Source organism: Burkholderia sp. Se-20373 (genome assembly GCF_017104705.1).
GTDB lineage: Bacteria > Pseudomonadota > Gammaproteobacteria > Burkholderiales > Burkholderiaceae > Burkholderia.
The window spans coordinates 18,671-32,355 of record NZ_JAAGPH010000093.1 but is presented as its reverse complement, the minus strand read 5'-3'; the positions used below and the strand labels follow the sequence as shown (position 1 = coordinate 32,355).

General features: G+C 67.7%; 11 protein-coding genes and 1 pseudogene. 9 read left to right on the top strand and 3 right to left on the bottom strand.

Annotation, left to right across the window (positions count from 1 at the left end; translation table 11 throughout):
* Positions 1-121 precede the first annotated feature (121 nt).
* Positions 122-1,171, top strand: a pseudogene (locus G3N96_RS25910) (cytochrome c); the annotation flags it as partial.
* 210 nt (positions 1,172-1,381) lie between these two features.
* Complete coding sequence (locus G3N96_RS25905; RefSeq protein WP_206138947.1) at positions 1,382-3,100, top strand: cation:proton antiporter; 1,719 nt, start codon at positions 1,382-1,384, stop codon at positions 3,098-3,100.
* A 222-nt stretch (positions 3,101-3,322) separates the two neighbouring features.
* Here the strand turns inward: G3N96_RS25905 and G3N96_RS25900 are convergent, their stop codons facing one another.
* Positions 3,323-5,221, bottom strand: coding sequence for a penicillin-binding protein 2 (locus G3N96_RS25900; RefSeq protein ID WP_206138946.1), 1,899 nt, complete (start codon positions 5,219-5,221; stop codon positions 3,323-3,325).
* A 405-nt stretch (positions 5,222-5,626) separates the two neighbouring features.
* Complete coding sequence (locus G3N96_RS25895) at positions 5,627-5,971, bottom strand: DUF3564 family protein (RefSeq protein ID WP_089474731.1); 345 nt, start codon at positions 5,969-5,971, stop codon at positions 5,627-5,629.
* A 651-nt stretch (positions 5,972-6,622) separates the two neighbouring features.
* Here G3N96_RS25895 and G3N96_RS25890 point away from each other — a divergent pair.
* Positions 6,623-7,834 carry an SDR family oxidoreductase gene (locus tag G3N96_RS25890; protein ID WP_206138945.1) on the top strand — a complete coding sequence of 404 codons (1,212 nt, stop codon included), beginning with the start codon at positions 6,623-6,625 and terminating at the stop codon, positions 7,832-7,834.
* A 55-nt stretch (positions 7,835-7,889) separates the two neighbouring features.
* Here the strand turns inward: G3N96_RS25890 and hpaR are convergent, their stop codons facing one another.
* Positions 7,890-8,330: a homoprotocatechuate degradation operon regulator HpaR gene (hpaR, locus tag G3N96_RS25885; RefSeq protein WP_039356885.1), complete on the bottom strand. Its 441-nt coding sequence runs from the start codon at positions 8,328-8,330 to the stop codon at positions 7,890-7,892.
* Positions 8,331-8,482: 152 nt separating this feature from the next.
* Here hpaR and G3N96_RS25880 point away from each other — a divergent pair, with 152 nt between their 5' ends.
* From G3N96_RS25880 to hpaH, 6 genes are all read left to right on the top strand, one after another.
* On the top strand, positions 8,483-9,172 hold the full coding sequence (locus G3N96_RS25880; RefSeq protein WP_206138944.1) for a fumarylacetoacetate hydrolase family protein: 690 nt from the start codon (positions 8,483-8,485) through the stop codon (positions 9,170-9,172).
* Positions 9,169-9,933: a fumarylacetoacetate hydrolase family protein gene (locus tag G3N96_RS25875; RefSeq protein ID WP_124577721.1), complete on the top strand. Its 765-nt coding sequence runs from the start codon at positions 9,169-9,171 to the stop codon at positions 9,931-9,933. Before G3N96_RS25880 ends, G3N96_RS25875 begins: the two co-directional genes overlap by 4 nt.
* A gap of 22 nt (positions 9,934-9,955) precedes the next feature.
* Positions 9,956-11,419, top strand: coding sequence for a 5-carboxymethyl-2-hydroxymuconate semialdehyde dehydrogenase (gene hpaE / locus G3N96_RS25870; RefSeq protein ID WP_124577723.1), 1,464 nt, complete (start codon positions 9,956-9,958; stop codon positions 11,417-11,419).
* A 160-nt stretch (positions 11,420-11,579) separates the two neighbouring features.
* A complete protein-coding gene (gene hpaD / locus G3N96_RS25865; protein WP_206138940.1) occupies positions 11,580-12,428 on the top strand; it encodes a 3,4-dihydroxyphenylacetate 2,3-dioxygenase in 849 nt (282 codons plus the stop codon).
* A gap of 33 nt (positions 12,429-12,461) precedes the next feature.
* Positions 12,462-12,854, top strand: a complete 393-nt coding sequence (locus G3N96_RS25860) for a 5-carboxymethyl-2-hydroxymuconate Delta-isomerase (protein ID WP_206138939.1) — start codon at positions 12,462-12,464, stop codon at positions 12,852-12,854.
* A 20-nt stretch (positions 12,855-12,874) separates the two neighbouring features.
* Positions 12,875-13,678: a 2-oxo-hept-4-ene-1,7-dioate hydratase gene (hpaH, locus tag G3N96_RS25855; RefSeq protein ID WP_089427639.1), complete on the top strand. Its 804-nt coding sequence runs from the start codon at positions 12,875-12,877 to the stop codon at positions 13,676-13,678.
* The last annotated feature ends 7 nt before the right edge of the window (positions 13,679-13,685 follow it).

Genomic DNA, 13,685 nt, shown 5'->3' with positions numbered 1-13,685 from the left:
CGGTGAGGGCTGAGCCGCGTCGCCTTCACGTCCGGCCTCTGCGCCAGTCGGGAAAAGGACATTGGCGACGACCTCGGTGATGTAGCGATCCTGGCCGTCCTGCTGGTACTTGCGCGTGCGCGTGCGCGAAGGCGTGCGCAAGAACGGCGACACGATGTATCCGGCCATGCCGTTCCCGTCCTACGCGCGCCTGACCGACGACGACATGAAAGCGCTGTACGCGTACTTCATGCACGGCGTCGCGCCGGTCGAGCACGAGAACCGCGCGGTCGACATCGTGTGGCCGTTGTCGATGCGCTGGCCGCTCGGAATCTGGCGCAAGATGTTCGCGCCGACCCCGAAGCCGTTCGACGCGACGCAGTACACCGATCCGGTGGTCGCGCGCGGTGCGTATCTCGTGCAGGGTCTCGGCCACTGCGGCGCGTGCCATACGCCGCGCGCGCCGACCATGCAGGAGCGCGGACTGACCGACGCGGACGGCCCGGACTTCCTGGCCGGCGGCGCGGCGATCGACGGCTGGGTGCCGACGAGCCTGCGCGGCGAGCCGCGCACGGGCCTCGGCACGTGGACGGAAACCGAGATCGTGCAGTTCCTGAAGACGGGCCGCACGCTGCGCACGGCCGCGTTCGGCGGGATGACGGACGTGGTCGGCCACAGCATGCAGCACATGACCGACGACGACCTGAACGCGATCGCGCGCTACCTGAAGACGCTGCCGCCGCGCGTGCAGGGCGAGCAGCCGCACGTGTACGACGCGGCCGCCGCGAAGGCGCTGCAGACCGGCGATGCGAGCAAGCCGGGCGCGGCCGTCTATCGCGACAACTGCATGGCCTGCCACCGCAGCGACGGCCACGGCTACACGCGCGTGTTCCCGGCGCTCGCCGGCAACCCGGTCGTGCAGGGCGACGATCCGACCTCGCTGATCCACGTCGTGCTGGAAGGCAGCGCGCTGCAGGGTACGCGCACCGCGCCGTCGACGTTCACGATGCCGCCGTTCGGCTGGCGCCTGTCGGACCAGGAGGTCGCGGACGTGTCCAACTTCGTGCGCACGAGCTGGGGCAACACGGGGGCTGCCGTGACGGCCGCGCAGGTCGCGAAGGTGCGCAAGAGCGTGCCGTCGACCCGGCCCGAACCGCCGCCGGGCGCGCGGTTCCCGCAAGCGTCGCGCTGACGGGGCGGCGGGGCGCCAGCTCCGCCTGTCCGCTGTGCTGCAAGGCGCCGCCGGTTCCGCGCGGCGCCTTTTTGTTTCGCCGGGGGTTGCACCCCGCAAAGGCGCGCCAATGCGTGAATTTTTCGCGGCGGCGCGCCATTTTTCCGCCTCATCCCTTATCCTTTCGTTCTTGAACCTTACTAAATAGTTACAAGAACTTCGGGAGGGGGGATGCCTCATGACGTCAGCCTGATTGCGTTGCTCGCGGCCGGTTTCGGTCTCGCGATGGTCTTCGGTTATTTCGCGTCGCTGTTGAAAATGCCGCCGCTCGTCGGCTATTTGCTCGCCGGGATCGTGATCGGCCCCGGCACGCCCGGCTTCGTCGGCGACCTGTCGCTCGCGCAGCAGCTCGCCGAAGTCGGCGTGATGCTGCTGATGTTCGGCGTCGGCCTGCATTTCTCGCTCGGCGATCTGCTCGCGGTGCGCAAGATCGCGCTGCCGGGCGCGATCGTCCAGATTACGGTGGCCACGCTGCTCGGCGGCGGGCTCGCGCTCACCTGGGGCTGGAGCATCGGCGCGGCGCTCGTGTTCGGGCTCGCGCTGTCGGTCGCGAGCACGGTGGTGCTGCTGCGTGCGCTCGAAGGGCGCGGGCTGGTCGAGACGGTCAACGGGCGCATCGCGGTGGGCTGGCTCGTCGTCGAGGATCTCGTGATGGTGCTCGTGCTGGTGCTGCTCCCGCCCGTCGCGGGGCTGCTCGGCGGCACGCCGCCCGGCGACGCGCATGCGGCCGGCGGCAGCGTGTGGGGCACGCTCGGTGTCACGATGCTGAAGGTCGCGGCGTTCATCGCGCTGATGCTGGTGGTCGGCAAGCGCGTGTTTCCGCGCATTCTGTGGCTCGTCGCGCGCACCGGCTCGCGCGAGCTGTTCACGCTGTGCATGATCGCGGCCGCGGTCGGCATCGCATTCGGCGCGGCGAAGCTGTTCGACGTGTCGTTCGCGCTCGGCGCGTTCTTCGCCGGGATGATGATGCGCGAGTCGGAATTCAGCCGGCGCGCGGCCGACGAGACGCTGCCGCTGCGCGATGCGTTCTCGGTGCTGTTCTTCATCTCGGTCGGGATGCTGTTCGACCCGAAGATCCTGCTCGCGGAGCCGCTGCACGTGATCGAGGTCGCGGCGATCGTGGTGATCGGCAAGACGCTCGCGGCGGTCGCGCTCGTGATCGCGTTCCGCTATCCGCTGAATACCGCGCTGACGGTCGGTGCGGGGCTCGCGCAGATCGGCGAGTTCTCGTTCATCCTCGCCGGGCTCGGCCGTGCGCTGGGGCTGCTGTCGGCCGAGGGGCAGAGCCTGATTCTGGCCGTCGCGCTGATCTCGATCGCGATGAACACGCTGCTGTTCGCGATGATCGATCCGGCGCTCGCGTGGATCCGCAAGCATTCGGCGTTCGCGCGCAAGCTCGAGGCCCGCGACGATCCGCTCGCCGCGCTGCCGATGTCGACGCCGCAGACGCACCTGACCGGGCAGGTCGTGATCGTCGGCTACGGCAAGGTCGGTACCCGAATTGCACACGCGCTGGACGAGCGCGGCATCGCATATGTCGTCGTCGAGCAGAATCGCGAGCTCGTCGAGAAACTGCGTGAGGACGGCATCGCGGCCGTGTCGGGCGACGCGATCGAGCCGATCGTGCTCGTGCAGGCGCATATCGCGCGCGCCGGGATGCTGGTCGTCACGCTGCCCGACGTGTTCGACGTGCGGCAGATCGTCGAGATCTCGCGCACCTTGAATCCGGCGCTCGAGGTCGTGCTGTGCACGAACAGCGGCGACGAGGCCGCGCTGCTGTCGAACGAGGGGATCGGCACCGTGTTCATGGGCGAGACCGAACTCGCCCGCGGGATGACCGAGCACGTGCTCGGCAGGATGACGAAGCCGGCCGTCGCGGCTTCGCATTGACGGCGCGCGGCATCGTGCCGCGTACCGGGCAGGGCGCAGCGGCCCGGGTGGGCCGCCGCGCGAAAAAAATGGCAGGGGGACGCGGCGGGAACGCTCACAGGATGCGCGGCGTTCCTGGAAAGTGGGACGGTGCCCGATGACGGGTAGGTTTGAGGCGGCGACGAGGCCGTCGGAGCGTGACGCGCGCGCCGGGACGGCGGCGCGTCGCGCGGGCTGCGCCGATCAACCCGCCGCCGTGTTTGCCGGTGTCGGCGCGCTCGATGGCGAGGCAGTCTTCAGGGGTGCGGCGGTTTTCGGCGCTGCGGCTGTCCTGGCCTGCGTCGCCGCCGCTTTCGGTGCAGCCACCGTCTTTTGCGGCGCAACGGCCTTCGCCGGCGGCGTCTTCTCGGGCTCGACCGGCGCGTCGGGCGGCACGCCGAGCAACTGCAGCGAGCCGCTCGTGACCGACGCGAACACCGGGCCGGCCACGGTGCCGCCGTAGTAGCCCTTGCCGCGCGGCTCGTCGATCATCACCGCGACGATCAGGCGCGGGTTGCTCATCGGCGCCATCCCGGCGAACAACGCGCGGTACTTGCCCTTCGCGTAGGTCGCGCCGACCTGCTTGCGCGCGGTACCCGTCTTGCCGCCGATCCGGTAGCCGTCGACGCGCGCGCGGCGCCCCGTGCCGCCTTCGCCGACCGCCATCTCGAGCATCGAGCGGATCGCCGCGGCCGTTTGCGGCGACGTCACGCGGTGGCCGCGATGCGCGTCGATCGTCTGCTGGTCGGTGCCGTTCTTCAGCAGCGACACCGGGTGCAGCGTGCCGTCGCCGGCATAGGCCGTGTAGGTCTGCGCGATCTGCAGCAGCGACATCGACAGGCCGTAGCCGTACGCCATCGTCGCCTGCTCGATCGGCCGCCAGCGCTTGTAGCCGCGCAGCCGGCCCGACGCGACGCCTGGGAACGTGAGTTCCGGCGCGCGGCCGATTCCGTATTCCTGGTATTTGTTCCAGATCGTTTCGGCAGGCAGGTTCAGCGCGAGCTTCGCGAGCGCGACGTTGCTCGACTTCTGCAGCGCCTGCGACACCGTCAGCGACCCGTGGTTCGACGTGTCGTGGATCACGGCCGGGCCGATCTTGTAGGTGCCCGGCGACGTGTTGATGATCGTGTTCGGCGTGACCTTGCGCTCGTCGATCGACAGCGCGACGACGAGCGGTTTGATCGTCGAGCCCGGCTCGAACGTGTCGATCACCGCGCGGTTGCGCAACTGCTGGCCGGTGAGGCGCGCGCGGTCGTTCGGGTCGAAGGTCGGATAGTTCGCGAGCGCGAGGATTTCGCCGTTCTGCGCGTCGAGCACCACGACGCTGCCGGCCACCGCGTTGTTCTCGACCACGGCCGCCTTGAGCTGGCTGAACGCGAGCTGCTGGATGCGGCGGTCGATCGTCAGTTCGATCGTCGCGCCGTGCTGCGCCGGGACGAGCGGGCGCGTGTCCGACACGATACGGCCGAGCCGGTCGCGGATCACCTCGCGCTGCCCGGACGTGCCTACCAGTCGCGCATTCGCCGCGAGCTCGACGCCTTCCTGCCCCTTGTCCTCGACGTTCGTGAAGCCGACCACGTGCGCGGCCGATTCGCCTTCCGGGTAGAAACGCTTCGAATCGGCGATCTGCGTGACGCCGTCGATCGCGAGCTTGTCGAGCTTGCCCGCGGTGTCCGCGTCGACCTGCCGCTTGAGCAGCACGAAGGTCTTGTCGTTGCCGAGGCGCCGCTTGACCTCGACGAGCGGCATGTCGAGCAGCTTCGAGATCTGCGGGTAATCGGTGTCGGCGACCTGCTTCGGGTTCGCCCAGATTTCATAGGTCGACAGGCTGACGGCAAGCATCGCACCGTTGCGGTCGACGATGCGCCCGCGCGTCGCGTCGAGCTCGATCGTGCGCTGGTAGCGTTTCTGACCCTGGCCGACGTAGAACTCCTTGTTCGCGACCTGCACCCAGAAGGCGCGGCCGATCAGCGCGGCGAATGCGAGGAACACGATGATCACGATCAGCTTCGAGCGCCACATCGGCAGGCGTGACGCAAGCATCGGATGCTTGGTCGCGGCCGCATACGGATCGGCGGGGTGGGTCTTCTTTTTCACGCTCATGCAATGGCCGGGTGGGGCCGCCCGAGGGCGGCGAGTCAGTCTGGATAATGCGATTGTAATAAATGAGTAATCGCCGTGTGGGGAAAGTATGTTCCGGCCCCGAGAAAACGCGGGTATCGGCGCGCTGACATCGGTTGAAAAACGGGGAGGGAGCGACATTTTCCCGAAGCAGGGGGCGATGAAACTCGGGTGACTTGCGACGAGCAGAACAGGGGGCGGGGGATTTCAGGTACGGATCGAGGCCGATCCCCGGCGTGCGATCAATTGACCGACCCGCGGTTATTTCTCTAAACCGGAAAATGAAAAACGCCCCGAAATGGGGCGCCGTTAATGCTGAATATCGAAATGAATATCGCTGAAACCGGAATAAACCCGAAAACCGCAGACGAATTACATCGATAACTTCTATCGGGCGACGGAAATGAATTCCCGGTATTCCGGCTCGCTCGTGCAACGATCGACAGCCTGCAGTCGCCACGCGCCGGGGTGATTGCCGGCGAGCACCGCGGGGCCCTGTTCGCGCTGCGTCGCATCGAACGACAGCCCCTTCAACTGGCACACGGCATTCCCGCTGTCGGCCGCGCAGAGCGCCATTGCGCCCTCGACGTCGCGGACCTTGCCCCAGGTCGGAAGATCCATGCCCTGATGTGCCTCGCGCGACCACAGGCCCTCGTCGGTGTCGACCCACAGAACCGCGAAGGCGTGCCGGGTTGCCGATTCGCTGCCATTAATCCGAATGGTGAGGCGCATTGTGATCGTCTCCTAAAAAAATGACACATTCGACCGTTTTGACTTGATCAGTCTAGATAGGCTGGTGTGAAACGCAAGTGATAATCCGCAATAAATTCATATTGAGTCCATTGCGATTTCAGATGGAACGACGTCTGACGATTCATGGTTATTCCGACGGAGACCCGCAAACACACGCGTACCGGCGATCGCGGTGCCGATGGGCGGAGGGCCGATCATCGAGACATGGGATGACGTGGCCGCGAGGCGCGTCGATCTGTCGCGCGGGACCCGCCGGGGAAACCGGGCCGACCGGGGCGGCACCGCACCGCCGGAACGCGGGCCGATCGGATGTTGCGGCAGGTTGACGGCGCGCCCGGTACGACACACTCCGACAATCCCATACAAATCGGCACACTTTCACGATACTTTCGGGACAGACTTGCCTGCGGTCGGGCCCCACACTGGGATCTTCCCGATCCAGTGCCGCGGACGCCCGTCCTCGGCGGCTGCCGCCGCCTCGTGCCAGAGACGCAATCGACGCGATCGCGGGCCGCACGCCCGATCGGGACTGCCGGGGCGCGCGTCAGGCCCCGGCCCGGCCGGTGAGCCGTGCGCAGCCCGCAACCGCGGGCGTCGCGCCGCCCGGCCGACTCTTCGAAGGAGACTATCGTGCTGATCTGGAAAACCGCGTTGTCGCTCAACTGGCGGACGAGCCTCGTGTCGCCGGCCAGCGCACCGGTCGCGGCGGCGAACGTCGGGCGGCTGGTGCTGACCGGCGCAACCGGCTTCATCGGCAGTACCGTACTGACGGCGCTCGTCAATGCGGGGCTGCTCGACCGTATCGTCTGCGTCGTGCGGGCGCAGGATCGCGGCCACGCCGTCGCGCGGCTGCGCGAAGCGGCGCTGCGCGCGGGGCTGGCGCCGTACTGGGCGTCGCGCCTGACCGATGCGAACGTGATCGTCGGTGCGCTCGGCGACGTGTGGCAGGGCGGCGACGCGCCGCGCCTCGCCGCCGCGACGCACGTGATTCATTGCGCAGGCCATGCGTCGCCGGCCGACGGCGCGCACCTGCGGGCCGACATCGCCGATGCGGTGCGCTTCGCCGAACGCTTCGCCCGGGCGCCGCGCCTGCAGCGCTTCGTGTACGTCGGCACGGCCTATGCGCATGCGGGCCGCGGTGGAATCGTGCAGGAAGAAGCCGCGGCCGCTGCGGCGAACGACGGCGCGCGCGACGAAGATGGCCTGCCGGGTGCGGTGCTCGCGGCGGACTACCTGCATGCGAAGGCCGAGACCGAGCAGCGGCTGCGGGCGCTCGGGCTGCCGCTCGTCGTGGTGCGGCCGTCGCATGTGGTCGGCCACACGGTGCTCGGTACACGGCCCGCGCCGAATTCGTTCTGGATGTTCCGGCTCGCGCATGCCGCGCGCCGCTTCACCGCGCGGCCGATGACGCGCATCGACATCGTGTCGGTGGACGACGTCGCGCGTGCGACGATGCTGCTGGCCGTCAAGCCGACGCTCGCGCACGACCTGTATCACGTGTCGGCCGGCGACGAGGCGCCGCAGGTCGCGCAGATCGTGCGGGCGATGGACGAGGCGGCGGGGATGACGGGCGCGCCGCGCTACGCGGCGTGTGCGCCGGCCGAGTTGCCGCTCGTGGTGCGCGATGTGCTGGGGCGGACCGATCCGGCACTCGAACGCGTGATCGGCCGGGCACTGCAGCGCTGCGGGGAATTCGCGACGGTCGATCGCGTGTTCGACAACCGCCGCGTGCGCGACGAAATCGATTTCGAGCCGTTGCCGTTCATCGATTACGTCGAGGAATGCATGCGCACGTCGCGCGGCGTGGCCGTGACCGAACTGATGCGCGGCGCGGTGCACTGATCGCCCGCGCCGCACCGGCGCCCGTTCCCGCGGTTGGCGGGAACAGGCGCCGTTTTCACGTGTTGCCGCCGAGCTCGATGAGCCGGTCGAGCGCGCGATAGATGTCTTCGAGGCCGTCCTGGCCGAACCGCGATTCGAGCTGCCGGTACTGCTCGTCGATCCGCGGACCGATCTCCGTGACCAGTTTCCTGCTTTGCGGCGTCAGGCTGACCAGCAGCCGGCGCTGATCTTCCTGCGCGCGCGTGCGCGTGATCAGGCCGTCGCGCTCCATCCGTTCCAGCACGCCCGTGAGGCTCGGGCTCAGGATGCAGCAGCGCCGCGCGATCTGTCCCGCTTCGAGCGCCTGCGCCGGTTCGCCGTCGAGCACGCGGATGATCCGCCATTGCTGTTCGGTCAGCGCGAATTCCTTGAGAATGGGGCGAAACAGACCCATCAGCGTTTCGCGGGCCTCGAGCAGCAGCATGGCCAGGTTGCGGTGGTCGAGCGTACGGTTCATCGGGGAGAGCAGAGGACGGGGACGCATCAATCTTAACAGCCGCGGGTAGTGAATTTCGCCTATCAGGGTAATCGAGGTTGCCAGCGTTCGATTGTTTACTTAAGATATTAACTATTGACGATGCGCCGCGACGCGCGGCAGGGGAATGACGCATGGAGCTGTCTTGCACGACCGCCGCGGCGCCGCCGTTGCCGGTCGCCATCGGTACCGTCTACGGTGCGCTGCTCAACGAGCGTGGGGCGCTCGACGCGCTCGGCGATGCCGTGAACGCACCGCCTTACGGGCGCCCGCCGCAGGCGCCGATCCTGTACATCAAGCCCGCCAACACGCATGCGAGCGACGGCGCGGCCGTCGTCGTGCCGGCCGGTATCGACGCGCTGGAGATCGGTGCGTCGGTGGCCGTCGTGTTCTCCCGGCGCGCGACGCGCGTGCCGGCCGAACGGGCGCTCGACTACGTGCACGGCTTCACGCTCGTGAGCGACGTGTCGGTGCCGCATCCCGATTACTACCGTCCGGCCGTGCGCTTCAAGTGCCGCGACGGTTTCTGCCCGCTGGGCCCGGCCATCGTGCCGGTTGCCGCGCTCGACGATGTCGACGCGATCGGCCTGACCCTGCGGATCGACGGCGAGGTGGCCGCGTCCGCTTCGACGGCCACGCTGATTCGCCCCGTGCGCGAGCTGATCGCCGACGTGACGGCCTTCATGTCGTTCGACGCGGGGGATGTCCTGCTGCTCGGCGTTGCCGGCGGCGCACCGCGCGCCCGTGCGGGCAGCACGATCGAGATCGCCGCCGCCGGCATCGGCACGTTGCGGCACACGCTGATTGCGGAGGAAGCACGATGAAGACGGCGCGCGTGATCTACAACGGCGCACTGCATGCGGCCGAACCGGCCGGCGACGGTGCGATCCGCCTCGATACGGGGCGAATCGTCGCGGAAGAGCGGGTCGAATGGCTGCCGCCCGTCGCACCGCGCACGACGTTCGCGCTCGGCCTCAACTACGCCGACCACGCGAAGGAACTCGCGTTCAAGGCGCCGAGCGAGCCGCTGATCTTCCTGAAGGGGCCGAACACGTTCATCGGCCACCGGTCGCGCACCGTGCGCCCGGCGGATGCCACCCACATGCATTACGAGTGCGAGCTGGCCGTGGTGATCGGCCGGCCCGCGCGCAACGTGAGCCGCGCGCAGGCGCTCGACTACGTGGCCGGCTACACGGTCGCGAACGACTACGCGATCCGCGACTATCTCGAGAACTACTACCGCCCGAACCTGCGCGTGAAGAACCGCGACACCTGCACGCCGCTCGGGCCGTGGTTCGTCAGCCGCGACGAGATCGGCGATGCGGGCGACCTGACGCTGCGCACGACCGTGAACGGCCAGGAGACGCAGCGCGGCAGCACGCGCGACATGATTTTCGACGTGCCCGCGCTGATCGAGCACATCAGCGGCTTCATGACGCTCTCGCCGGGCGACCTGATCCTGACCGGCACGCCCGAGGGGCTGGCCGACACGAAGCCGGGCGACGAGGTCGTGACCGAGATCGAAGGGATTGGCCGGCTCGTGAACACGATCGTCGGCGAAGCAGACTACTATCGCGCCGGCTGAGCCCGTCGCCCAAGGAGAGAGCATGACCATCAAGCACTGGATCGACGGCCGCGAAGTCGAGAGCCGCGAGACGTTCACGACGCTGAATCCCGCGACGGGCGAGGTCATCACCGACGTCGCATCGGGCGGCGAGGCCGAAGTCGATGCGGCCGTGCGCGCCGCGAAGGAAGCGTTCCCGAAATGGGCGGGCACGCCGGCCAAGGAGCGCGCGAAGCTGATGCGCAAGCTCGGCGAGCTGATCGAGAAGAACGTGCCGATGCTTGCGGCGCTCGAGACGCAGGACACCGGCCTGCCGATCGCGCAGACGAGCAAGCAGCTGATTCCGCGTGCGTCCGAGAACTTCAACTTCTTCGCGGAAGTGTGCGTGCAGATGAACGGCCGGACCTATCCGGTCGACGACCAGATGCTGAACTACACGCTGTACCAGCCGGTCGGCGTGTGTGCGCTGGTGTCGCCGTGGAACGTGCCGTTCATGACCGCGACGTGGAAGACGGCGCCGTGTCTCGCGCTCGGCAACACGGCCGTGCTGAAGATGTCGGAACTGTCGCCGCTGACGGCCGACCAGCTCGGCCGCCTCGCGCTCGAAGCCGGCATTCCGCCCGGCGTGCTCAACGTCGTGCAGGGCTATGGCGCGACGGCCGGCGATGCACTCGTGCGCCATCCGGACGTGCGGGCGGTGTCGTTTACGGGCGGCACGGTGACCGGCAAGCGGATCATGGAGCGTGCCGGTCTCAAGAAGTATTCGATGGAACTCGGCGGCAAGTCGCCAGTGCTGATCTTCGACGATGCCGATTTCGACCGCGCGCTCGACGCGTCGCTGTTCACGATTTTCTCGATCAACGGCGAACGCTGCACGGCCGGCTCGCGGATCTTCGTGCAGCGCACGATCTACGACCGCTTCGTGCAGGAATTCGCGCGCCGCGCGAACAACCTGGTGGTCGGCGATCCGTCCGATCCCGCCACGAACCTCGGCGCGATGATCACGCGCCAGCACTGGGAGAAGGTGACGGGCTACATCCGCATCGGCGAGCAGGAAGGCGCGCGCGTGGTCGCGGGCGGCGCGGACAAGCCGGCGGGCCTGCCCGACCATCTGCGCAACGGCAACTTCGTGCGGCCGACCGTGCTGGCCGACGTCGACAACCGGATGCGCGTCGCGCAGGAAGAGATCTTCGGGCCGGTCGCGTGCCTGATCCCGTTCGAGGACGAGGCAGAAGGGCTGCGGCTCGCGAACGACACGTCGTACGGGCTTGCCTCGTACATCTGGACGCAGGATGTCGGCAAGGTGCATCGCCTCGCGCGCGGCATCGAGGCCGGGATGGTGTTCGTGAACAGCCAGAACGTGCGGGACCTGCGCCAGCCGTTCGGCGGCGTGAAGGAGTCGGGTACCGGGCGCGAGGGCGGCGAATACAGTTTCGAGGTGTTCGCGGAGATCAAGAACGTGTGCATCTCGATGGGTTCGCACCACATTCCGCGCTGGGGCGTGTGACGGGCGCGGGTGGTATGGCAGCACAAATGATTTCTTGGCCGGCACGCCGGCCGGGCATGGGGCCGGAGTAACCGCTTAAGCGCTAACTCCGGCCGACCGCGAAGCATGGGGCCGGAGTAACCGCTTAAGCGCTAACTCCGGCCGACAGGAGACTTGAACGATGGGCAAACTGTCCCTCGCCGCGAAAATCACGCACGTGCCGTCGATGTACCTGTCGGAAATGCCCGGCAGGCATCACGGCTGCCGCGAAGCGGCGATCCGCGGCCATCAACTGATCGGCGAGCGCTGCCGCGCGCTCGGCGTCGACACGATCGTCGTGTCGGACGTGCACTGGCTCGTCAACGCCGGCTATCACGTGAACTGCAATGCGCAGTTCTCGGGCACGTACACGAGCAACGAGCTGCCGCATTTCATCCGCGACATGCAGTACGCGTATCCGGGCAACCCGGCGCTCGGCCGGCTGATCGCCGAGACGGCCACCGCGCGCGGGATCGCGACCCGCGCGCACGAGATCGACAGCCTCGAACTCGAATACGGCACGCTCGTGCCGATGCGCTACATGAACGCCGACCAGCACTTCAAGGTCGTGTCGATCGCCGGCTGGTGCATGTGGCATCAGCTCGACGAAAGCCGGCGCTTCGGCGAGGCGCTGCTCGAAGCGATCGAGAAGAGCGATTCGAACGTCGCGTTCCTCGCGAGCGGGTCGCTGTCGCACCGTTTCAACGACAACGGCAGCCCCGAGGAATCGATTCACGAGATCAGCCGCGAATTCTTCCGGCAGGTCGACCTGCGCGTGGTCGAGCTGTGGAAGCAAGGCGATTTCAAGACCTTCTGCGCGATGCTGCCCGAGTACAACACGCATTGCCACGGCGAAGGCGGGATGCACGACACGGCGATGCTGCTCGGCTTGCTCGGCTGGGATCGCTACGACAAGCCTGTCGAGATCGTCACCGACTATTTCGCGAGTTCGGGCACAGGGCAGATCAATGCGATCTTTCCGTTGTCCTGAGCGCCGCGCCACGCATTCGACAGGAGACTAGCCATGCCACACATCGTCGTCGAATACACCGCGAACATTCGCGACGACGCGCGCATTCCCACGCTGCTGCGCACGATCAATGCCACGCTGATCGCACAGGGCGGCGTGTTCCCGACGGGCGGCATCCGCTCGCGCGCGATCGAGCTGCAGGACTATTGCGTGGCCGACGGCACGGAGGACGACGCGTTCGTCCACGTGATGCTCAAGATCGGCTCGGGCCGTACCGACGAGCAAAAAAAGGCCGCGTGCGACGCGCTGTTCGACGCGATCAAGGCGCATTTCGCGGAGTTGTACGCAAAACGCTACCTCGCACTGTCGATGGAACTGACCGAGTTCAGCGAAAGCGGCTCGTACAAGCACAACAACATCCATGCCCGCTACAAGCGGGCCGGCTGAACCCCATTCCCGATCCGACCATGCTCGAACCCGCCATCATCGACCAGCTCGCGCAGCGCCTGCACGACGCCGAGCGCGAGCGCAAGCAGATCCGCCAGATCTCGCTTGACCATCCCGACATCACGATCGACGACGCGTACGCGATCCAGCGAACGTGGGTCGCCCTCAAGCTCGCGGAAGGCCGCACGCTGAAGGGCCACAAGATCGGCCTGACGTCGAAGGCGATGCAGAACACGTCGCAGATCGACGAGCCCGACTACGGCGCGTTGCTCGACGACATGTTCTTCGCCGACGGCGGCACGATTCCCACCGGCCGCTTCATCGTGCCGCGCGTCGAGGTCGAGCTCGCGTTCGTGCTCGGCAAGCGGCTCACCGGCCCGGACTGCACGATCTTCGACGTGTACGACGCGGTCGACTACGTGGTGCCGGCGCTCGAGATCATCGACGCCCGCAGCCAGTCGATCGACCCCGATACGAAGCGGCCGCGCAAGGTGTTCGACACGATCGCCGACAACGCGGCGAACGCGGGCGTCGTGATCGGCGGGCGGCCGGTGAAACCGCAGGACGTCGACCTGCGCTGGGTCGCGGCGATCATGTCGCGTAATGGCGTGGTCGAGGAAACGGGCGTCGCGGCCGGCGTGCTGAACCATCCGGCGAACGGCGTTGCGTGGCTCGCGAACCGGCTGGCGCGCTTCGATGTCGCGCTGGAGCCTGGGCAGATCGTGCTCGGCGGTTCGTTCACGCGGCCGTGCGCGGCGCGGCCGGGCGACACGTTCAGCGTCGACTACGGCCCGCTCGGGACGATCCAGTGCTACTTCGAATGAGGTGAGC

Excerpts from the sequence above, each read along its gene's own strand:
- G3N96_RS25905 (WP_206138947.1), top strand. The coding sequence starts at position 1,382 with ATGCCTCATGACGTCAGCCTGATTGCGTTGCTCGCGGCCGGTTTCGGT.
- G3N96_RS25900 (WP_206138946.1), bottom strand. The coding sequence starts at position 5,221 with ATGAGCGTGAAAAAGAAGACCCACCCCGCCGATCCGTATGCGGCCGCG.
- G3N96_RS25895 (WP_089474731.1), bottom strand. The coding sequence starts at position 5,971 with ATGCGCCTCACCATTCGGATTAATGGCAGCGAATCGGCAACCCGGCAC.
- hpaR (WP_039356885.1), bottom strand. The coding sequence starts at position 8,330 with ATGAACCGTACGCTCGACCACCGCAACCTGGCCATGCTGCTGCTCGAG.
- G3N96_RS25880 (WP_206138944.1), top strand. The coding sequence starts at position 8,483 with ATGGAGCTGTCTTGCACGACCGCCGCGGCGCCGCCGTTGCCGGTCGCC.
- G3N96_RS25875 (WP_124577721.1), top strand. The coding sequence starts at position 9,169 with ATGAAGACGGCGCGCGTGATCTACAACGGCGCACTGCATGCGGCCGAA.
- hpaE (WP_124577723.1), top strand. The coding sequence starts at position 9,956 with ATGACCATCAAGCACTGGATCGACGGCCGCGAAGTCGAGAGCCGCGAG.
- hpaD (WP_206138940.1), top strand. The coding sequence starts at position 11,580 with ATGGGCAAACTGTCCCTCGCCGCGAAAATCACGCACGTGCCGTCGATG.
- G3N96_RS25860 (WP_206138939.1), top strand. The coding sequence starts at position 12,462 with ATGCCACACATCGTCGTCGAATACACCGCGAACATTCGCGACGACGCG.
- hpaH (WP_089427639.1), top strand. The coding sequence starts at position 12,875 with ATGCTCGAACCCGCCATCATCGACCAGCTCGCGCAGCGCCTGCACGAC.